Source organism: Leucobacter chromiireducens subsp. solipictus (assembly GCF_016758195.1).
GTDB lineage: Bacteria > Actinomycetota > Actinomycetes > Actinomycetales > Microbacteriaceae > Leucobacter > Leucobacter solipictus.
This window is the reverse complement of the sequence record NZ_QYAC01000009.1, coordinates 77959-97393: the sequence shown is the minus strand read 5'-3', so window position 1 is coordinate 97393 and position 19435 is coordinate 77959. Positions and strand designations below refer to the sequence as shown.

At 69.6% G+C, this 19435-nt stretch carries 20 protein-coding genes; 10 read left to right on the top strand and 10 right to left on the bottom strand.

Features of this window, described 5'->3' with window-relative positions; all coding sequences use genetic code 11:
- Positions 1-4 precede the first annotated feature (4 nt).
- The 4 genes from D3230_RS15435 to D3230_RS15420 form a co-directional block, all read right to left on the bottom strand.
- Entirely contained in the window at positions 5-670 is a 666-nt protein-coding gene (locus tag D3230_RS15435) for an ABC transporter permease subunit (RefSeq protein WP_202345949.1), read from the bottom strand.
- Positions 667-1347: an ABC transporter permease subunit gene (locus tag D3230_RS15430; RefSeq protein ID WP_202345948.1), complete on the bottom strand. Its 681-nt coding sequence runs from the start codon at positions 1345-1347 to the stop codon at positions 667-669. The genes D3230_RS15435 and D3230_RS15430 overlap by 4 nt, the downstream gene beginning before the upstream one ends.
- Positions 1344-2156: an ATP-binding cassette domain-containing protein gene (locus D3230_RS15425; protein WP_202345947.1), complete on the bottom strand. Its 813-nt coding sequence runs from the start codon at positions 2154-2156 to the stop codon at positions 1344-1346. Before D3230_RS15425 ends, D3230_RS15430 begins: the two co-directional genes overlap by 4 nt.
- Positions 2157-2393: 237 nt before the next feature.
- Positions 2394-3338, bottom strand: a complete 945-nt coding sequence (locus tag D3230_RS15420) for an AsnC family transcriptional regulator (RefSeq protein WP_202345946.1) — start codon at positions 3336-3338, stop codon at positions 2394-2396.
- A 197-nt stretch (positions 3339-3535) separates the two neighbouring features.
- Here D3230_RS15420 and D3230_RS15415 point away from each other — a divergent pair, with 197 nt between their 5' ends.
- The 6 genes from D3230_RS15415 (at position 3536) to D3230_RS15390 (ending at position 11057) form a co-directional block, all read left to right on the top strand.
- A complete protein-coding gene (locus tag D3230_RS15415; RefSeq protein ID WP_202345945.1) occupies positions 3536-5200 on the top strand; it encodes an amidohydrolase family protein in 1665 nt (554 codons plus the stop codon).
- 103 nt (positions 5201-5303) lie between these two features.
- The gene (locus D3230_RS15410) at positions 5304-6659 is read left to right on the top strand and encodes an MFS transporter (protein ID WP_202345944.1); all 1356 of its coding nucleotides are present in this window, start codon (positions 5304-5306) and stop codon (positions 6657-6659) included.
- 87 nt (positions 6660-6746) lie between these two features.
- Positions 6747-8378 carry a thiamine pyrophosphate-dependent enzyme gene (locus D3230_RS15405; RefSeq protein ID WP_202345943.1) on the top strand — a complete coding sequence of 544 codons (1632 nt, stop codon included), beginning with the start codon at positions 6747-6749 and terminating at the stop codon, positions 8376-8378.
- Positions 8379-8382: 4 nt separating this feature from the next.
- The gene (locus D3230_RS15400; protein ID WP_202345942.1) at positions 8383-9372 is read left to right on the top strand and encodes a C-terminal binding protein; all 990 of its coding nucleotides are present in this window, start codon (positions 8383-8385) and stop codon (positions 9370-9372) included.
- 276 nt (positions 9373-9648) lie between these two features.
- Positions 9649-10716 (top strand): pirin family protein, encoded by a 1068-nt coding sequence (locus D3230_RS15395; RefSeq protein WP_202345941.1) that lies wholly within the window; start codon positions 9649-9651, stop codon positions 10714-10716.
- A gap of 35 nt (positions 10717-10751) precedes the next feature.
- Positions 10752-11057 (top strand): GNAT family N-acetyltransferase, encoded by a 306-nt coding sequence (locus D3230_RS15390; protein WP_202345940.1) that lies wholly within the window; start codon positions 10752-10754, stop codon positions 11055-11057.
- Here D3230_RS15390 and D3230_RS15385 read toward each other — a convergent pair.
- Complete coding sequence (locus D3230_RS15385; RefSeq protein WP_202345939.1) at positions 11054-11713, bottom strand: SDR family oxidoreductase; 660 nt, start codon at positions 11711-11713, stop codon at positions 11054-11056. The two genes, D3230_RS15390 and D3230_RS15385, sit on opposite strands and share 4 nt — an antisense overlap.
- A gap of 84 nt (positions 11714-11797) precedes the next feature.
- On the opposite strand from D3230_RS15385, the gene D3230_RS15380 reads away from it, so the two are divergent.
- Positions 11798-12307, top strand: a complete 510-nt coding sequence (locus tag D3230_RS15380; RefSeq protein WP_202345938.1) for a MarR family transcriptional regulator — start codon at positions 11798-11800, stop codon at positions 12305-12307.
- A gap of 14 nt (positions 12308-12321) precedes the next feature.
- Positions 12322-13149 carry an SDR family oxidoreductase gene (locus D3230_RS15375; RefSeq protein WP_202345937.1) on the top strand — a complete coding sequence of 276 codons (828 nt, stop codon included), beginning with the start codon at positions 12322-12324 and terminating at the stop codon, positions 13147-13149.
- Positions 13150-13202: 53 nt separating this feature from the next.
- Here the strand turns inward: D3230_RS15375 and D3230_RS15370 are convergent, their stop codons facing one another.
- The 3 genes from D3230_RS15370 to D3230_RS15360 all read right to left on the bottom strand — a co-directional run bounded on the left by D3230_RS15370 (position 13203) and on the right by D3230_RS15360 (position 15031).
- Entirely contained in the window at positions 13203-13685 is a 483-nt protein-coding gene (locus D3230_RS15370; RefSeq protein ID WP_202345936.1) for a PACE efflux transporter, read from the bottom strand.
- Between the two features lie 132 nt (positions 13686-13817).
- Positions 13818-14423, bottom strand: a complete 606-nt coding sequence (locus D3230_RS16120) for a CueP family metal-binding protein (RefSeq protein ID WP_202345935.1) — start codon at positions 14421-14423, stop codon at positions 13818-13820.
- Between the two features lie 86 nt (positions 14424-14509).
- On the bottom strand, positions 14510-15031 hold the full coding sequence (locus D3230_RS15360) for a TetR family transcriptional regulator (RefSeq protein ID WP_202345934.1): 522 nt from the start codon (positions 15029-15031) through the stop codon (positions 14510-14512).
- Between the two features lie 85 nt (positions 15032-15116).
- Here D3230_RS15360 and D3230_RS15355 point away from each other — a divergent pair, with 85 nt between their 5' ends.
- On the top strand, positions 15117-15647 hold the full coding sequence (locus D3230_RS15355; RefSeq protein ID WP_202345933.1) for an FBP domain-containing protein: 531 nt from the start codon (positions 15117-15119) through the stop codon (positions 15645-15647).
- A 59-nt stretch (positions 15648-15706) separates the two neighbouring features.
- On the opposite strand, the gene D3230_RS15350 is transcribed toward D3230_RS15355, so the two are convergent.
- Complete coding sequence (locus tag D3230_RS15350; protein WP_202345932.1) at positions 15707-17905, bottom strand: heavy metal translocating P-type ATPase; 2199 nt, start codon at positions 17903-17905, stop codon at positions 15707-15709.
- Positions 17906-18110: 205 nt separating this feature from the next.
- Here D3230_RS15350 and D3230_RS15345 point away from each other — a divergent pair, with 205 nt between their 5' ends.
- Complete coding sequence (locus tag D3230_RS15345) at positions 18111-18797, top strand: hypothetical protein (RefSeq protein ID WP_202345931.1); 687 nt, start codon at positions 18111-18113, stop codon at positions 18795-18797.
- Here the strand turns inward: D3230_RS15345 and D3230_RS15340 are convergent.
- Positions 18736-19344, bottom strand: coding sequence for a MarR family winged helix-turn-helix transcriptional regulator (locus D3230_RS15340; RefSeq protein WP_202345930.1), 609 nt, complete (start codon positions 19342-19344; stop codon positions 18736-18738). The two genes, D3230_RS15345 and D3230_RS15340, sit on opposite strands and share 62 nt — an antisense overlap.
- Positions 19345-19435 lie beyond the last annotated feature (91 nt).

Genomic DNA, 19435 nt, shown 5'->3' with positions numbered 1-19435 from the left:
CCTTTCAATCGGTGGTGGTGGTGCGGAAGGTGAGGGCGCGCTGCACCGCGGCAAGCACGAGTTCGAGGGTCAGCGTGAGCGCGACCACCAGCAGGGCGCCCGCGAGCATCTGCGGGTAGTCCCGGGATTTCAGTCCCGCGAACAGGTATCGGCCGAGCCCGAGGTCGGCGGTGTAGGCGGCGAGCGTCGCCGTCGAGACCACCTGGAGCGTGGCCGCGCGCACACCCCCGATGAGGACGGGCAGCGCGAGCGGCAGCTCTGCGCGCAGCACGACCTGGGCGGGGCTGAATCCGATCGCCCGCGCCGCCTCGGGGACCGCCGGATCCACCGCCTGCACGCCTGCGTAGGCGCCGGCGAGCAGTGACGGGATCGCGAGCACGATCAGGGCGATCACGGGGGCGGCGAGGCCGATCCCGAGCCACAGGCCGAGCAACGTGAGCAGGCCGAGGGTGGGGAGCGCCCGGGCGGCACCGGCGAGACCGCCGATAATGCCCGCGCCGCGCCGCGTGTGTCCGATCAGGACCCCCGCGGGAACGGCGAGCAGCCCGGCGGCGAACACCGCGAGCAGCGTGACTCCAAGATGCTGGAGCACTCGGAACGGGATCCCGCCGGATCCTGCCCAGTGCGCCGGATCTGCGAGCCACGCCCACGCCTCCACAAACAGGTTCACGCGGTCACCGCCGAGGTGGGCGGTGCGGCTTCGCTCGCGGGGGCGGGGCGTCGGGTCCACGGTGTGAGCGCGCGGCCCAGGAGCAGGATCAGCCCGTCCAGCAGCAGCGCGAGCAGCACGGTCGCGATCACGCCGCTCCAGATCTCCGCGGCGATCCCGCGCTGAAATCCGTCGGTGAGCAGGCTCCCGAGGCTGCGCACCCCGATCAGCGCTCCGATGGTGACCAGGCTGATCGTGGACACAGCCACCACCCGGATTCCCGAGATCAGCACGGGAATCGCGAGAGGTAGTTCCACCCGCCAGAAGACGCTCCGCCGTGAATGGCCGATCGCGATCGCCGCGTCTCGCAGCTGCGGATCGACCGCCGCGAAGGCGTCGCACGACGTCCGCACCATGAGCGCCACGCCGTAGACGGTGAGCGCCACCACCATGGTCTGCCACGACCGCAGCGGCGTCCCGAGAATCGCGGGGACGAGGATCAGGAGCGGCAGTGCGGGGATCGCGTAGGCCAGGCTCGCGGCCCCGAGGAGCGGGCCGCCGAATCGCGGGGCGCGGAAGGCCAGCCGCCCAATGGGGACGGCAATGACGACGCTCAGCAGGATCGCGGGCAGGCTGAGCAGGAGGTGGTCCCCCACGGCGGCGAGAATCACCGGGGCGTTGGCGAGGGGCCAGCTCACGGGCTGAGCACCCCCACGGGGCAGCCCGCGTCGTCGACCGCGAGCTGCCGGCCGTCGACCTCGACGATCCGGAGCTGTCGTTCGGCGCGGTCAGCCCCCACGAAATCGCGCACAAACGCGCTGGCCGGGCGGCTCAGGATCTGCTCCGGCGTGCCGTGCTGGGCGACGACGCCGCCCGCGGCGAGCACGACCACTTCGTCTCCGAGCAGGAACGCCTCGTCGATGTCGTGGGTCACGAACACGATGGTCTTGCCGAGCTCCGCTTGGAGCCGCAACAGCTCCCGCTGCAGTTCCCGCCGCACGATCGGGTCGACGGCCCCGAACGGCTCGTCCATGAGCAAGATGTTCGGGTCCGACGCGAGCGCCCGGGCCACGCCCACGCGCTGTTGCTGGCCCCCCGAGAGTTGAGCGGGGTAGCGCGGTGCGAGGGCCGGATCGAGGCCCACGCGCTCCAGCAGTTCGGTGGCCGCGAGGCGGGCGGCGCGCTTCGGCGTGCCCGTCAGGCGGGGCACCGCGGCGATGTTGTCGAGCACGGTACGGTGCGGCAGCAGGCCGCCGTGCTGCAGCACGTAGCCGATCGAGCGCCGCAGCTCGACGGGGTTGCGTGTGCGGACGTCTTCCCCGTCGATCAAGACACGTCCGGAGGTGGGTTCCACCATCCGGTTGACCATGCGCAGCAGGGTGGTCTTCCCCGACCCCGACGACCCGACGAACGCGACTGTGCGGTGGGAAGGGACGGTGCACGAGAAATCCTGCACCGCTTCCGCCCCTCCGGCATAGGTCTTCGTCACGTGTTCGAATTCGATCACGACGCACCCCCCTGAGGTCGGGCGAGCGGCACCCGGCGTGTTCCCACCACCTTAGCCGGGGCGCCCGGGGGCAAGGCAAGCGCCCACACCCATCGAGGCAATTTCGCGAGATGTAGGGAAATTCGCCGGAAAATTCGTCGGGCTAGATAAATTGGCTCGGTTTGGATGGGGCGGCGGTGTGGGCGGGGCGGGGTCGGTTGGGGGGGCGGTGTGGGTGGGGCGGGCGGGGCGGCCGGCTCAGCCGGGGAAGAGCGGCGTGCCCGCGAGCTGGAGGCGTTCCAGGCGGTCGAGGCTCCACTCGTATCGTTCGAGCCACACGGCCGCGTGAATCCAGGTGTCGACGTGGGTGACGCTCGGGTGTGCACGAATGCTGCGCACGATCGCCGTGTAGTCCGCGATCGAACGCGCCGCGATCGTCGCGATGAGGCCGTACCTCCCAAGCGTGCGCGCCGCGAACTCGATGGTCGGGATGCTCAACAGGAGCTCTTCCGCCGAGGCGAGGCCCTCCGCGTCACCGGAGAGCAGGATCCCCACGCCGGAGAGCACCGAGCTGGTGGCGTTCAAGCGGCTGCGCACGGCTCCGATGCGCATCACGCCGGAATCGAGGAGTCGGAGCACGCGCGTGCGGCACGCGGAGGCGGATCGGCCCGTGCGCCGCGCGAGTTCGCCAAAGGTGAGGCGGCCGTCGAGTTGCAGCTGGGCCATGAGTTCGATGTCGAACGCGTCGAACGAGAGCTGATTCGGATCGGGATCCTCACCCAAACGGAGGCGCTTCAGCACCCGGTCGTAGAGGGAGAACTGCACGTCACGCACCCCGGGGATCGCCTGGATCGCGCGCACCGAACGCCCCACGTCTTCGAGATCCGCCGCCCACACTTCGACGACCCCCTGGGCCTGCCCGCTGATCTCCGACAGAAACACCACGTTCGTGTACGACAGCAGGTGTTCGAATACGGGTGACGTCGGCCCCGTGATCCGGAACTGCAGGTTCACCTGTACCGGCAGGCCGACCGCTCGGGGGTGCACGGCGGCGAGGATCCGGATCTCCCCGCTCTCGATCAGCTCGTGCACCCGCTGGGCGACGACGGTCCGGTGCACGCCGAGCTGTTCCGCGAGCGCCGAGAACTGCGCGCGGCCGTCCAATTGCAGCGCGCGGATCAGGTCTTCATCAAACGCTTCCACCGGGTTATCCTGACAGAACAGTCTGCGCCGATCCTGACAAAATAACTGGAACGGTGGCCTGATCTATTCAAATGCGGCCAATTTGGCCGATTCAATCGACAAAACAACTCCAATGACCCCGCGGAAGCGCTGCATGGTCTTCCGTTTACCTCGATCGTGAGTACGCTCGTATCGATTCACAACGAAGGAGTCTCACCGTGCGCAAGCTCGCGTTTACCCAGGCCCCGGCCATTCAGGCGCCGACGATTGTCACCGCCGCCAAGATTCACACCCTCGACGAGGCGGGTTCCACTCCGGAAGCCTTCCTCATCATCGACGATCGCATCCGCGCGGTCGGCTCCGTCGCCGAGTGCCGCGCCGCCGCGGCCGAGGTCTCCGCGCTCACGCCCGAGCTCGTTGACCTGGGCGACACCACCGTCGTGCCCGGCTTCATCGATGCGCACGCCCACCCCCTGATGCTCGGACAGATGATGAGCTGGGTGGACTGCGGACCCGAAAAGGCCGGCTCGATCCCCGAGATCGTCGCCCTGCTCTCGGAAGCGGCGAAGACCCTCCCCGCCGGCCGACCGATCCGCGGCTACGGCTACGAGCAGCGCAACCTCGCCGAGCAGCGCCACCCCAACCGTTTCGAGCTCGATCAGGTCGCGACCGACCGCGAGGTCTACCTCATGAACGCCTCCGGCCACGGCGGCGTCGTGAACTCGTACACGTTCGAGCTGCACGGCGTCACAAAGGACACCCCGAACCCGAAGGGCGGCGAGTTCTTCCGCGATGCGGACGGCGAGCTCACGGGCGAGCTGTCCGACGCGGCCTGCAACGTCCTCACGGGGCTCGAAGGCGTCAAGATCGGCCACCACGGCCCGAACTTCCACCTGGCCGATGAGCCGGACGAGCACAAGCGCCAGCTGGCCGTCGCCCAGGAGAACTTCCTCGCCGGCGGCGTGACGACCATCGGTGATGCCCAGGTGAGCCGCCGCGAGTTCGACATGTACCTGCGCCTCGCCGAGTCCGGCGACCTCAAGGTCCGCGTCAGCATGTACCTGCTCTCGCACCTCCTCGACGAGGCGATCGAGATGGGCCTGCACGGCCAGTTCGGCAACGAGCACCTCAGCTTCGCGGGCATCAAGTTCTACTCGGACGGCACCCTCGGCGGCTGGACCGCATACTTCCCCGACGGCTACGTCGGCGATCCCTGCCGCACCGGCCAGCTCTACCACGAGCCGGGCGACTACACCGAGCTGATCAAGAAGGCGCACCGCGTCGGCCTGCAGACCGCGACGCACTCGCAGTCCCCGACTGCCCTCGAAATGGTCATCAGCGCGATCGAGGCGGCCCTCGCGGATCGCCCCGACACCGACGCACGCCACCGCATCGAGCACTGCGGCCTGCCCACGCTCGAGCAGATCGACCGCATGGCGAAGGCGGGCATCATGCCGGTGAACCAGCCGCAGCACCACTTCAACTGGGGCGAGGGCGTCGAGCAGGCCATCGGCACCCCGGGCGAACGCTTCAACCCGCTCGGCGACTTCGAGCGTGCCGGCGTGCCGGTCACGATCTCCTCGGACGCCCCGGTGGCGGATCCGCGGCCGATGGAGGCCATCCAGGCCGCCGTCTCGCGCATCACCCGTCGCGGCACGCAGCTCGGCTCGGACGATCTCGCGGTGTCGCTCGACACGGCGCTGCGCGGTCACACGATCTCCGCAGCGCGCGCACTCGGCCGCGAGGACGAGCTCGGCAGCCTCGAGGTCGGCAAGCGCGCCGACTTCGCGGTCCTCGCCCGCGATCCCTACACCACCCCGGTCCCCGAGCTCGCCGCGGTCGCGGTGGCCTCGACCTGGGTCGGTGGCGAGCGCGTCTACTAATCCCCTCAGGTGGGGTGGCCGCTCCGGCCACCCCACCGCCCCGAATCCCCCCTCCCCGGAACACCCCACCCGCTTCACCCCGACATCCAGCGAAGGAGCTCACATGTCAACGACCGCCTCCCCGGTCCAAGAGAACACGCACCGAAGGGCCCTCAAGGGCGGCATGGCCGCCCTCGTCGGCACCTCCATCGAGTGGTACGACTTCTACGTCTACGCCACCGCGGCCGCGATCATCTTCCCCCACGTCTTCTTCCCCGAGGACCTCGATCCGGCGCTCGCGACCCTCGCGTCCTTCGGTACCTACGCGGTCGCCTTCTTTATGCGCCCGCTGGGCGGCATCATCTTCGGCCACATCGGCGACCGCCTGGGACGCAAGCCCGCGCTGACCATCACGCTGGTCCTCATGGGTGTGGCAACGACGCTCGTCGGCGTGCTCCCCGGCTACGCGCAGATCGGCATCTGGGGCCCGATCCTGCTGATCCTGTTCCGCATGCTGCAGGGCCTCGCGGTCGGCGGCGAGTGGGGCGGCGCCAGCCTTATGGCAGTGGAGAGCGCCCCCACGAAGTGGAAGAACTTCTACGGCGGCTTCACGCAGGTCGGCAACCCGCTCGGCGCGCTCATGGCGACCGGCGCGTTCTGGGCGCTCTCGGCGCTCGGCGAGGACGCCCTGATGAGCTGGGGCTGGCGGATCCCGTTCCTCTTCAGCATCGTGCTGATCCTCGTCGGTTTCTGGGTGCGCTACCGCGTCGAGGAGACCCCGGTCTTCGAGGCCAAGGTTGAGGGCCAGGAGCAGTCGACGCCGCTGCTGTTCGCGCTGAAGAACAACTGGAGCCCGATCCTGCTCGGCTTCTGCATCATCGCCATGTCCTCCGGCGGCTACGTGATCGCGACCACCTTCGTGCAGAACTACGCGGCGACGCCCGAGATCGGCCTGAACGCGTCCGTGATGCTGGGTGCCCTCACCATCGCCTCGCTCGTTGAAGCGCTCGTGACCCTCCCGATCGCCGCGCTCGGCGACAAGATCGGCGCGAAGTGGGTCATGTACTTCGGCATCGTCGGTTCCTTCCTTGTGATCCTCCCGCTCGTGCTCTCGATCCAGGCCAAGAACGTCGCAATGATCTGGCTCTTCGTGATCCTGATCCGCGTCACCCTGAGCGGTGCCTGGGCCCCGCTGTCCACCCTGATGGCGCAGATGTTCCGCCCGCAGTCGCGGTACACCTCGATGTCGCTGTCGTACGGCCTGGGTGCCGCAGTGTGGGGCGGCCTCTCCCCGGCCATCGCCTCGACGCTGCTCGTCGTCACCGGCGGCAACTTCTGGTCGGTCGTCGCGTTCTTCGGCGTGCTCACACTCGTCGCCTGGATCGGCGTCCGGTTTGCCCCGCAGCACTCGGACCTGGCACCCGTGACCGGCTCGTTCAACGCGCGGACCGACACGACCGCCATCGGCACCGACCACTAGCCCATTCACTGATGAAATCCGGCCCCGCAGCACCGAGGTGGGGCCGGATTTTTACACCCACGCACCACACAGAACTTGAGGAGCATCATGCAGACCACACCTAAGCGCACGACCGGCTGGGTCGTCATGGAAACCCTTCGCGGGTACGGCATCGACACGGTGTTCGGCATCCCCGGCACCCACAACCTCGAGTTCTACCGTCCGCTCGGCGAGCTCGGGATCCGTCCCGTCACCACCCGCCACGAGCAGGGCGCGGGTTACGGTGCTGACGGCTGGTCGCTCCAGACCGGCCTGCCCGGCGTGGTCATCACCACGAGTGGCCCCGGCCTCCTGAACGCGCTCTCCGCCGCGGGCACCGCGTACTGCGAGTCGCGCCCCATGATCCTGCTCTCCCCCGGCCCCGCCCTCGGTGCCGAGTTTGCCGACGTGGGCACCCTGCACGAGACGAAGGATCAGCTCAGCGCCGCATCCGCGATCGTCGAGTGGGGCCGCCGCGTGACCTCCGCCGAGGAAGCCGTCGCCGCGATCCACGACGCGTTCGAGCTCTTCGGCACGACCCGCCCGCGCCCCGTCTACATCGAGGTCCCCCTCGATGTGCTCGAGCAGGAGACCGAGCTCGCCGCCGACGCCACCGCGCCTCGCGCGATCGCGGGCCCCGCGACCGCCGATGCGACCGCCGTGGCTGAGGCCGCACGCCTTCTGGCAGCCGCGCAGCGCCCCGCGATCCTCGCCGGTGGCGGATCCCGCGGTGCGGCCACTGAGCTTCGTGCGCTGGCCGAGCGCCTCGGGGCCCCCGTCATCACGACGCTCAACGCGAAGGGCGTGCTCGACGAGCAGCACCCGCTCGCGGTCGGGTCGAGCCTGCGGCTCCAGGCCGGCCGCTCCGTCGCCCAGGACGCCGATGTGCTGCTTATCGTCGGGTCGAAGCTCGGCGAGGCCGAGCTGTGGGTGTCCGAGCTGGCCGCCACGGGCACGATCATCCGCGTCGATCTGCTGGAGTCGCAGATCACGAAGAACCACCGCGCCGACGTCGGCCTCGTCGGCGATGCGGCGGCGACGCTCGCGGCGCTCCTGACCGAGCTCGGCGCGGGCACCCCGCGGGATCACGCGGGCGCCGTCGGGGCCGCCAGCCAGGCCCGCGCCGCGGTGCGCGCCGAGTCCGCCGAGCTCTCCGCGGTGAACACCGCGCTCGCCGAGGCCATCGCCGCCGCGCTGCCCGAGGACGCGATCGTCGCGACCGACTCCTCGCAGATCGCGTACTGGGGCCTTCTCAACACGCTGCGCGTCTCCGAGCCGAACTCCACCCCCTACATGGCGACCTACGCGACGCTCGGCTACGGCCTCCCCGCCGCGCTCGGCGCGCGCATCGCGGTGCCGAACCGTCCGGCCTTCACGGTGGTCGGTGACGGCGCGCTCATGTTCTCCATGAACGAGTTCATCACGGTCGTTGAGCAGCGCGAGGACGTCACCGTCATCGTGGTCGACAACGGCGGCTACGCCGAGATCAAGCAGAACGAGCTCGACGCGGGGATCGCCCCGGTGGGCGTCGACCTCGCGCAGCCCAACTGGGCCGCCGTCGCCGACGCGTTCGGCGGCACCGGCCGCAAGGTGGCCACCGCCGGCGAACTCGCCGAGGCCGTCACCGCTGCCGTCGCCGCGGGCGGCCTGCAGCTCATCCACATCGACCAGGCGACGTTTGACGCCGCGCAGGGGGCCTAAGCAGATGACCACGACGACCCGACCGGTTGCGGTCTACACCGACGTCGAAGACACCGATCCGGCGATCGGCATCGAGCTCCTCGAGGCCGCAGGCTTCGAGGTGCGCGTGCTCGGCACGCGTGACTCGGCGGAGATCATCGCGGGCGCGCACGACGCGACCGTGCTGCTGCCTGGATACGCCTCCGTGACCCGCGAGATGATCGAGGCGATGCCGCAGCTGCGGATCGTCGCCCTGATGTCCATGGGCTTCGACTACGTCGACCTCGAAGCTGCGACGGAGCACGGCGTGTGGGTGACCAACGTACCCGGTGCGGCGACCGAGGAGGTCGCCACCCACGCCCTCGCGATCCTGCTCGCTGCCACCCGGCAGCTCGGCTTCTACCAGGCGTCGGCGAAACCGGACACCTGGAACGACCGCGCGCTCACCGCGCCGCCGCGCCTCAGCGAGACGACGCTCGGCATTATCGGGCTCGGAAAGATCGGGCGCGAGCTCGTGCGCCTGGCCCGCCCGCTGTTCGGCGAGGTCGTCGGCTACGACCCGATGCTGCCGGACACCCCGGAGATCCAGGCCGATCTCGAGGCCCTCGGGGTGCGCCGCACGGACCTCGCCGAGGTGCGCCGCACGGCACACGTGCTGTCCCTGCATCTCCCACTCACCCCCGAGACCGAGCACATGATCGATGCTGCGTTCCTCGCGGAGATGCCGAGCGGCTCCGTGCTCGTGAACGTGTCCCGTGGCGCGCTCATCGACCATCACGCGCTCGCCGCGGCGCTCGATTCGGGCCAGCTCTCGGCAGCCGCCCTCGACGTACTGGAGACGGAGCCGCCCGCCGCCGATCACCCGATGCTCGGCCGTGATGACGTGGTGCTCACCCCGCATATCGCGTATTTCTCGGCGCGCACCGAGATCGAGTACGTGCGCATCCAGGCGCAGAACGGCATCACGCTGCTGGAGACCGGCACGCCGGACTCCCCCGTGAACCGCCCGGCCTAGCCTGCACGCGGCCCCGCCCCTCGCCCGAGGTGCGGGGCCGCGGTCGTTCACCCCCGAGGAGATCCTGCGGCCAGGGGCCGGATCCGGCCCCAAATCTCCTCGAAATTCGTGAATCTCCTGCCCGTTCGTGAACCGCGCCCCGCCGCTCGCTTCCGGAGCACACGTGCGGCGCCGGGCATGCTCCGAGCGAACACCGCCCGCCCACCTAGGGTTCGCGTCACGGGCGTGGCAGACTAGCCTCGGGGCGTCTCCCGGACGCACCGGGAGGAGCGAGCAGTGAGCAATCCTGAGCAGGGTCCCGAGGCCACACTGTGCGCAGACGCCGCATCCGCGGACGGGGCACTGCAGCTCATCGAGCCGCGCGAGGTGCCGCTCGGTGGCCTGCGCGCCATGACCGTGCGGCGCACCCTGCCGCAGCGGGCCCGGTCGTTCATCGGCGCCTGGTGCTTTCTCGATCACTACGGCCCGGACGACGTCTCGCGCACCGGCGGCATGGACGTCGCCGCCCACCCGCACATCGGCCTGCAGACCGCGAGCTGGCTCTTCTCTGGCGAGATCGAGCACCGAGACAGCGCCGGGTTTCACGCGTTTGTCCGTCCGGGTGAGCTGAACCTGATGACCGCCGGACGTGGGATCAGCCACTCCGAGCGGTCCACGCCGAGCACGACCGTGCTGCACGGCGCGCAGCTCTGGATCGCGCTGCCAGCGCACGCGGCCGACATCGCGCCCGATTTCGCCCACTACGTGCCGCCGGTGATCACCGGTGCCGGGTGGGAGGGCCAGGTCTTCCTCGGCGAGCTCCTGGGCTCCGCCTCCCCCGTGCCCGCGCACTCCCCGCTGCTCGGGGCCGAGCTCCGGCTCGCACCGGGCGCGAGCGTCGGGTTTCCCGTCGATGCGGCGTTCGAGCACGGCGTCCTCATCGATTCCGGCGAGGCGACGCTGACTCGGGTCGCGGCCACGGGCGGCGGGGTGTCCGCCCTGGCCCTCGCGCAGGACGATCTCGGCTTCGCCCCGGCGGGAGCCGCCGCCCTGCAGCTCACGGCGGGGGCTGCAGGGGCCCGCGTGCTCGTGTTGGGCGGCGAGCCGATGCGGGAGCAGCTCATCATGTGGTGGAACTTCGTGGGCCGCAGCCACGAGGAGATCCTGCAGGCGCGCGCCGAATGGCAGGAGACCGTGGCGGCCGCGGGGGTGGCGGATCCGTCCGGCAGCGCGCAGCCGCAGAGCCCGGTCGCAGCGCCCGGGCCGCTCGATCCGAAGCGCTTCGGTCTCCCCGAGCACGAGCCGGATCCGCCCCTTCCCGCGCCGGCAGCCCCCGTCGCCCGGCTCGTCCCCCGCAAGCAGTAGTTCCCGGAGTACCCGACCCGTCAGGAGGCAGCATCATGAGCGAGCAGATCCACGTCGTGCACGAACCCGAGCAGTCCCGTTTCGCCGTGACGGTGGACGGCAAGCTCGCCGGCTTCGCGGAGTACCGCTCGCGCGCAGGCGGCACCAAGCGCGACTTCATGCACACGGAGATCGATCCCGATTTCGGGGGCCGCGGGCTGGGCGGCACACTGGTTTCCGCGGCGCTCGAGAGCACCCGAACCGCCGGCCTGACGATCATTCCCCGGTGCCCGTTTGTGGCGGCATGGCTGCGCCGGCACCCGGATTTCCCGGGCACGGTCGAATGGCCTGAGCGCGCCTAGCTCGCGTCGGCGTCTCCGGCGAGCGCCTCCGCGATCGGGGTGTCTCCGTCCACGAACGGGACCGTGCGGTGCACGGTCCCGGGCGTGACGAGCGTCTCCGCGATGACGGCCGCAACGTTGGCCCGAGACACGACGGTCCAGTCGGAGCCACCCGCCGCAATCGTGCCGCTTCCCGGGTCGTGGGTGAGTGTGCCCGGGGCGAGCACGGTCCAGTCCAGGCTGGAGCCGCGCAGATGCTCGTCCGCGGCAGCCTTCGCCTCGGCATACGCGAAGAAGGGATCCTCCGGCGGGACCCCGTGATCACGCCGGGATCCGAGGTACGAGACCATAATGTAGCGCGGCACACCCGCGAGCGCCGCTGCGGTCATCGAGCGGATGGCGGCGTCGTGGTCCACCGCCCGCGTCCGCACCGGATCGCCGCCACCGGCACCGGCGGACCACACGACCGCGTCGTGCCCGACGATCAGCTCGGCGAGTTCGTGCTCATCCAGAGTTTCGAGATCCGCGACGTGGGGCGTCGCCCCCGAAGCGGTCACCTCCGCCGCGTGGTCAGGATTGCGGATCACGGCGGTGATCTGGTCGCCGCGCGCCGCAAGGAGGGGGGACGTGAGGAGGGCGACCCGTCCGTGGCCGCCGAACAGAATGATGCGTGCCATGTGTCCAGGGTAGAACGCTGGGAACAAATAGGGAAGCATCCCGATATAGTTGCCTGAAGCAACTACCAGGGGTAGGATCATCCCATGACGGCCGAGGATTCCCCGATCAGCGCCCCCAGCGGCGCGCACGCGGCCGAGATCCCGGCCCGCGACGCCGCCGAGCTGCTCGGCGCACTCACCACGCTCGTCTCGCGCTGGACGTCGCACGAGTTCCAGCGCGAGGTCGCGGTCGCGAGCACGATCGACCTGGACCCGACGGCGATCCGGGCGCTGCACCTGCTCGGCCGCGCCGGCGGGACCGCGACCCCGAGCCAGATCGCCACCGAACTCCACCTCAGCCGGCCGTCAACGTCGAAGCTGCTTGCCCGGCTCTCCGCGGCGGAGCTCCTCGATCGCGCCCCCCAAGCGGGGGACCGCAGATCGGCACTCATCACGCTCACGCCGCGTGGGCGAGCGGCGTATCAGGGCCTGCACGATGCGGGCCTCGCGATGATCGCCGCCGCCACCCGGGGTTGGGCGGCGGCGGATCGCGCAGCGCTCGTGCGACTTCTCCCCCGGTTCCTGACCAGCTTGACCACACCCCCTCCCCAGTGAAAGGTTCCCCTCCCATGTCTCGTACCTTTGTCGTCACCGGTGCCGCCTCCGGCATCGGCAAGACCACCGCTCAGCTCCTCCGCGATGCCGGCAACACCGTGATCGGTGTCGATCTGTCCGGTGTCGAAGTGACCGGCGATCTCTCCACTGCCGCGGGCCGCCGCGCCGCCGCGGCCGAGGCCACTGCTCTGGCCGGCGGCACCGTGGACGCGGTCATCGCGTGCGCGGGACTCGCGCTCCCAAAGGTGATCACGGCGTCAGTGAACTACTTCGGCATGACGGAGTTCCTTGAGGCGATGCAGCCCGCACTCGCGCGGTCGGCAGCCCCGCGCGTGGCGCTGATCTCGTCGATGGCCTCGCTCCAGCCCGTCGCCCCGCCGCTCGTCGAGGCCCTCCTCTCGGACGACGAGGCCCAGGCGCTGGCCATCGCCGAAGAACTCACCGCCGACCCGCAGACCGGCAACCTGATCTATTCCTCGTCGAAGCAGGCGATCTCGCGCTGGGTTCGCCGCGAGGCGCCGAAGGCGCACTGGGCGGGTGCCGGCATTCCCGTCAACGCCGTCGGCCCGGGCACCGTGGTGACTCCGATGACGCAGGAGCTCCTGGCGAGCGAAGAGGGGCGCAAGCTCGTGGACGCGGTCGTCCCGATGCCGCTCAACTCACATCAGGGCCCCGAAAGCATCGCGCAGCTCCTCATCTGGCTCACCTCGGTTGAGAACACGCACTGCTGCGGCCAGACCATCTACTGCGACGGTGGCGCGGACGCCGTGCTGCGCGGCGACGACATCTGGTCCTGGAACGAGCAAGGAATCCGCGACACGTTCGCGAAGATCCAGGGCTAACGACACCGCCCATGCTCCGCCGGGGGCGCCACGCGCCCCCGGCGGACTTGTTCTTACTGTTCGGCGAGCGCCGAGGCGGGCAGACCGAAGACCCGGTCGAATGCCCAGGTGTAGCTCACCGTGAACACCAGGAAGAACACGAGCAAGCCGCTTTCAATCACGAGTGCCTCGAGCAGGCTCACACCCAGCATGATGGCGACCAGCGGGATCGTGACCACCAGCACGCCGCCCTCATAGCCGAGCGCGTGCACGGTCCGCGCGAGGGCGCCGCGCCCGACCGCCCCGCGGCGACGCTCGATCGCTTCGAACAGGGTGTTCCACAGGTAGTTCCAGATCGTCGCGACCGTGGACAGCAGGACGGCGGTGAGCGTGGACGTGCCGCCCCCGTGGCCGAGGACCGCGCTGAGTACCACCACCGTGAAGAGCACGCTCAAGCCCTCGTAGCCGGCGACGAAGGCAATGCGACGCAGTACGGGGCGGGACTGGAAGAACCGAAGGTCTTCGGGGACAACGAGAGTGTGGCCTGTTGCGGTCACGAGTATCACTCCAAGCCGCCGTCCGCGGGGCGCCCGAACGGGGCCTCAAGAATCGCGGTTACGGCGGTGATGGAAGATTATCACAACGGATTCAGTGGCGCAAATGCGCATATGCAACGATTTCCGAAGTTCCTATGCGGCAAGCTGCAGCGTAGTGAGGCACGTCGGGTCTTCCGCGCCGGTGCGCACCGTCTGCACCCCAGACTCCCCGTCCACGGTGATCGCGACCGTAAACTCGCCGTCCGCCGGCAGCCACACCCCCAGGAAGCCGTTGTCCTCGGTCTGGGCCGCGCGATCCACAACGACGTCGCCCGTTGCCACATCGGTCACGGTCAGCTGCACCGGAACATCCCGCAGCTCCCCCAGGCACGACGTGGGCACATGGAAGGTGCAGGGGTGCGTCTGGGTGCGATACGGCGCCACCGAGAGGTAGAACTGGCCCTCCGGAACCGGCACCACGAGCTCGCCCGGTTGGTCGGGTTGCACGCGGATCTCGCCCGGCATGATCGCGGCAGAGAATTCGGCAGTGCGGGCGTCCACGGGCAGCGCATCGAGACCCGCGGCGAGCGTCACGGGATCCGACGCGTCGAGGCCCAACTCCGAGAGCGCGGTGCGCGTGTCTGGCGCGGAGGCCGTAGCCTCAGAGCCCGCACCCCCGCCCGCATCGGTCGCGGCGGGCGCGCAGCCCGCCGCGAAGAGCATGACAGCAATGGCAGCGCTCGCAAGAGCCGGGCGCACAGCACCCCTCCGAATACCCATACCCCGTATCCTGGCAGCGCAAGCTGAGGAGTCGCTGCGACGGCGCGAAATCGCCCCGCGCCGAGTTACCGCCCGAGAATGCCCGCCACCCGAGCCACGGGATACGCCCCGGGGGCGACGCGCTGCATCCCCCCGAGCGCGATCGCCAGCAGCACCGCGCGATCCGCCTCGACATCGGACATTTCGACGCCGCTTCCCCGCAAGACGGCGGTGAGCTCGCGCACCGACTCGGTGAACACCACACCGAAGGCGGGCGTCCGCATGGCGTGCGCCCAGGCGTCAGCCCAGATTCCCAGCTCGTCCCCCCGCTCGGGGTCCAAGTGGTTCGCGAAGAATTCATCGACAGGGTCGCCCCCGCCCCCCACGACCTCTTCGAACTCCGCAAGATTCTCCGCTACGTACGCACGCCACGCCTCGGCGGTGAGTTCGACAACGCTCGGGAAATGCTGATGGATCAGGCCCGGCGACCCCCCGACCGCCTCGGCAACCGAGCGCGCGGAGACCGCTGCGAAGCCATCCGCACGGATCACGCGCAGCGCGGCCGCGATAATCGCGGCGCGGCGTTCCGCACGGGGGAGATAGGCCATAGTTCCTCACTTTGCCGGGGCTTCTCAGTCTAGTCAACTAATCTGTACACTTGTACAAATTAGTTCGATCGAGAAAGGATCCCTCGTGCACGAGCACACCCTCACCACCCTCAGAGCGGCCCTCGGGAACGTCGACGAGGCCACGCGACGCACCGTGCGCCAGCCCCGGGTTGCGCGCAAGCCACCCCCAGCAGAACGTGATTTCATCGGGTGGCGCGATCCCAGCGCGCCCCAACGCGGCTACCTGTTCACCGAGCACACCGGCGAACTCACCGGCATCATGCTCACCACCACGCGCACCCGCACGAACGCGAGCAGGGCGGTCATGTGTGAATTCTGCCGCATGCCCCGGCGATTCGAGCAGGTGGCGCTGTTCACCGCGGGATCAGCGCAGTCCAAGCAGCAGTCCACGCTCGGCACGTACCTCTGCGTTGACCTCGACTGCAACGTGCGCGTCAACCAGCTCCGCCCGCTCACCCCGCTCGACCCCCCGGCAGACGAGCTTGTGGCGCAGCGTCGTCGCGAGCTCGCCGAACGATCCGCCGCGTTTGTCACCGGCGTCCTCTCCGCGGTCGCCGCGTCGACGCGAGCACGCTCCGAGGCCCCCCGATGGTGATCGCGGGGCCTCGGCCCGCTCGGCCGTTCCGCCGGTCGTGGCCCGGGGCCGCCTACGCGTCAGCGGCCTGAGCCCTCGAGCAGCTCGGCGGTCACCACCTCCGGCCGCAGGTCCAGGCGGCGCAGCAACTGCGCGTTCAGCGCAACGACCACGGTCGAGAGCGACATCAGGATTGCCCCCACGGACATCGGGAGCACGAAGCCGATCGGTGCCAACACCCCCGCAGCCAACGGCACCGAGATCAGGTTGTACCCCGCCGCCCACCACAGGTTCTGGCGCATCTTGCGGTACGCGGCCTGCGAGAGCCGGATCACGGAGAGCACCGCACGGGGGTCGTCGCTCGCCAAGATCACCCCGGCCGAGGCGATCGCCACGTCCGTGCCGGCCCCGATCGCGAGCCCGACGTCCGCCTGTGCCAGCGCCGGCGCGTCGTTGACCCCGTCCCCGACCATGGCGACGCGACGTCCCTCGCGCTGCAGTTCCTGCACCTTCGCGGCCTTGTCCTCGGGGCGCACGCCCGCGAAGACGCGGTCGATCCCGAGCTCCGCGGCGACCGACTGCGCCACCGCCTCCGCGTCACCGGTGATCATCACCACGGAGACACCGAGCCGATGCAGCGCGTCAACCGCGTCCTTGGATTCGGATCGGATCTCGTCACTCAGGGCAAGCGCCCCGATCGCGACGCCATCGCGGATCACGTGCAGGATAATCGCGCCGCGTGCGCGCCACGGTTCGACCGCCGCGAGCTCCGTCAGCCCTTCCTCCGTGAGCAAGTGTGGACCGCCGACCCGAACCGTCGCCCCATCGACGCTCGCGGTCACGCCCACCGCCGGAGACGAAGAGAAGTCGGTCGCGGCGTGAAGCGCGAGTTGCCGATCGGCCGCAGCACGCACGATCGCCTTGGCAAGCGGGTGCTCGCTCGCATGCTCGGCGGCCGCCGCCAGCGCGAGCACCTCCGCGGCATCCCACTCCCCCGCGGTCGCGATCTCGGACACCTCCGGCTCGCCCTTCGTGAGCGTCCCCGTCTTGTCAAAGAGCACCGCGTCCACACTTCGCATGCTCTCGAGCGCGAGGCGGTCCTTCACGAGCACGCCACCCCGCGCGGCACGCTCCGTCGCAATCGACACGACGAGCGGAATCGCGAGTCCCAGCGCGTGCGGGCACGCGATCACGAGCACGGTGATCGTGCGCACCACGGCCTCGTCCGGGAGCCCGAACAGCGTCCAGGCGATCGCCGTCACGATTGCCGCCCCGAGCGCAAACCAGAACAGCCATCCCGCGGCGGTGTCGGCGAGCCGCTGCGCGCGCGATGACGAGTTCTGTGCCTCGGTCACGAGGCGCTGGATCCCGGCGAGCGCCGTATTGTCGCCCGTCGCCGTGACCTCGATGCGCAGCCCGGAGTCGGTGGCGACGGTCCCCGCGGTGACGTGATCGCCCACCGTCCGCGTCACCGTGCGAGATTCGCCGGTCACCATCGATTCGTCCATCGCGACACGTCCGTCGACCACACGCCCGTCCGCCGGCACGCTGCCGCCGGGACGCACCACAACCAGATCCCCGACGCGGAGCGCGCTCGGGGCGACGGTCACGATCTCCCCGTCCTCAACACGCTCCGCGCTGTCCGGGAGCAGCGCTGCCAGCGAGTCAAGCGCTGAGGTGGTCTGCGCGAGCGAACGCATCTCCACCCAGTGCCCCAGCAGCATGATGACGATCAGCAGCGCGAGCTCCCACCAGAAGTCGAGCTGGTGATCGAGCAGCCCCAGGCTGGCACCCCATGACGCGAGAAAGGCGACCGTGATCGCCAGTCCGATCAGGAGCATCATGCCCGGCTTCCGCGCGCGAATCTCCTCGACCGCGCCCACGAGGAACGGTCGCCCGCCCCAGACATACATCACCGTGCCGAGGATCGGAGAGACCCACGCGATCCAGCCCCAGTCCGGGAGCGGATAGCCCAGGATCGAGGCGAACATCACCGACAGTCCGGCCGTCGGGACCGCGAGCACCAGCATGATCCAGAAGAGCCGGCGATACTGCGCGACATGATCGCCATGCCCCGCGTGGCCGCCGTGGCCTTCGTGCCCCTCACCGCCCGCGTGGCCGCCACGGTGCTCGTCGTGGCCCGCGTGACCGCCACCGTGACCCTCGTGTGCCCCGTGATTCTCGTGGCCTTCGTGACCCTCGTGGCCTTCGTGGCCTTTGTGACGAGCGGGTGTCCCGTGCTCGGTGCTCTCAGTGTGCTCCGCGTGTGCGTTGTTCATCACTGTCCCTCCTCCGTGAGTGCGGCATCACCCCACACAACCAGATACCCCTCGGGGGTATTTCCCACCACCCTAGCCGCACGTGCCTTCTCCGCGCCATTGTTTCGCGCATATTGCGTCGAGTCCAGGGTTTTTCTCCCGCGATACCGCGCCGCAGAGTGGGCTATGGTGACCAGAGAGACGCCCTCGCCCGGAAAGGGGACGCATGAGCCACGAAACACCGCGCCACCGCGCGACACGCATTGCCGGAGTGATCGGAGCGATCGTGGTCATCGCCGTGGTCCTCTGGATCGATATCGCGACGGGCCTGTGGCAGGATCTCGTCATTCTCGCCGGCCTCGCGGCCGGGCTCGTGACGTTCCTGCTGACCGTCCTGGTGGTCGACAAGGTGGTGGCGCGATCCACGGCTCGGCGTTGGGAACCGGTCACGCGGCTCGCCTTGACCGAGCTCCTCCACGATCTTGCCGACGAAACCCAGAGCGAGATCGCGCGCGGGCACGTGGTCCCCCGCAGACTCCCCGCGCTCGACCCGAGCCTGCCGCCCAGCGATTGGGCCGCGGAACACCGCGATCTCCGCACCCTGGTCGTCGCCGAGCGCCGGCTCCTCTCCGAGGCCCTCAGCCGCTGGGTCGGATTCCTTGCGGCCAGCGCCGATACGGGTGATGTCCTCCGGCACGTGGCGGATATCGCCCTCCAGATGGACCGGATCCGCGACGCGTCGCTCGAACTTGACCGCACCCCGAACCTTGCGGCCCGCGACGCCCTCGACGCGGAAATTGCCTCGTGCAACACGCACTTCGCGACCCTGTCGCGGGAGCTCGCCGCGGGACTCAGGGCGCGGGATCAGCTCGTTTCGACGCCTCGGGCCGAGGTGCCCAGTCCGCGTTCTTAAGGGAGAGCTCCTCGGTCATATCCTCGAGGAAGCGGATCACCGTTTCGCGCTGACCAGAGTCCAACCGGGCCGCTGCGGTGAACCGTTTCGCCTGCTGCTTACCCACGGTCTGCATCGCGGCCGCGTGGGTCTCGGGTGTGATCTCGATCGCGAACGCCCGACGGTCGACCGGGTGCACGCTGCGCGTCACGTGCCCGCCCCGCTCGAGTCGGTTGAGCAGTTTTGTCGTCGAGGCGGGTGAGATCTTGAGGTGGGCCGCAAGCATGCCGGGAGTGACGACCTCGCCCCGATTTTTCGCGACGATCAGCAGGTGCAGTGCCCGCATGTCCTGCGCGCCGAGCTGCATGTACTCCCGGGAGGCATCGGCAACCTCGCGCTCGGTGTCGCGCAGGGCCACAAGCGCGGCCATGAGCCGGGCGATTTGGCTGAGATCCTCGGGCGACACGCCACTGCGGTCGACGAGCTCGCCCCGGGGGTCGCTCGACGACATCTCGTAGAGCCGTTCCGAGAGTGATGCTGAGGCCGTGCTGGCACCCGATTCCGCCATGGTGGCATTCTACGCCCGGCCACCTGAAACCGGTATATATTAACTGAGGAGATAATATAACTGGTTTTCTATAGTAGTCTTCTGCAAACAA

Bases quoted from the DNA above. Each gene is read 5' to 3' on its own strand.
- D3230_RS15385 (WP_202345939.1), bottom strand. From the start codon at position 11,713: ATGGCACGCATCATTCTGTTCGGCGGCCACGGACGGGTCGCCCTCCTC.
- D3230_RS15350 (WP_202345932.1), bottom strand. From the start codon at position 17,905: ATGAACAACGCACACGCGGAGCACACTGAGAGCACCGAGCACGGGACA.
- D3230_RS15405 (WP_202345943.1), top strand. From the start codon at position 6,747: ATGCAGACCACACCTAAGCGCACGACCGGCTGGGTCGTCATGGAAACC.
- D3230_RS15375 (WP_202345937.1), top strand. From the start codon at position 12,322: ATGTCTCGTACCTTTGTCGTCACCGGTGCCGCCTCCGGCATCGGCAAG.
- D3230_RS15380 (WP_202345938.1), top strand. From the start codon at position 11,798: ATGACGGCCGAGGATTCCCCGATCAGCGCCCCCAGCGGCGCGCACGCG.
- D3230_RS15390 (WP_202345940.1), top strand. From the start codon at position 10,752: ATGAGCGAGCAGATCCACGTCGTGCACGAACCCGAGCAGTCCCGTTTC.
- D3230_RS15410 (WP_202345944.1), top strand. From the start codon at position 5,304: ATGTCAACGACCGCCTCCCCGGTCCAAGAGAACACGCACCGAAGGGCC.
- D3230_RS15345 (WP_202345931.1), top strand. From the start codon at position 18,111: ATGAGCCACGAAACACCGCGCCACCGCGCGACACGCATTGCCGGAGTG.
- D3230_RS15360 (WP_202345934.1), bottom strand. From the start codon at position 15,031: ATGGCCTATCTCCCCCGTGCGGAACGCCGCGCCGCGATTATCGCGGCC.
- D3230_RS15400 (WP_202345942.1), top strand. From the start codon at position 8,383: ATGACCACGACGACCCGACCGGTTGCGGTCTACACCGACGTCGAAGAC.
- D3230_RS15340 (WP_202345930.1), bottom strand. From the start codon at position 19,344: ATGGCGGAATCGGGTGCCAGCACGGCCTCAGCATCACTCTCGGAACGG.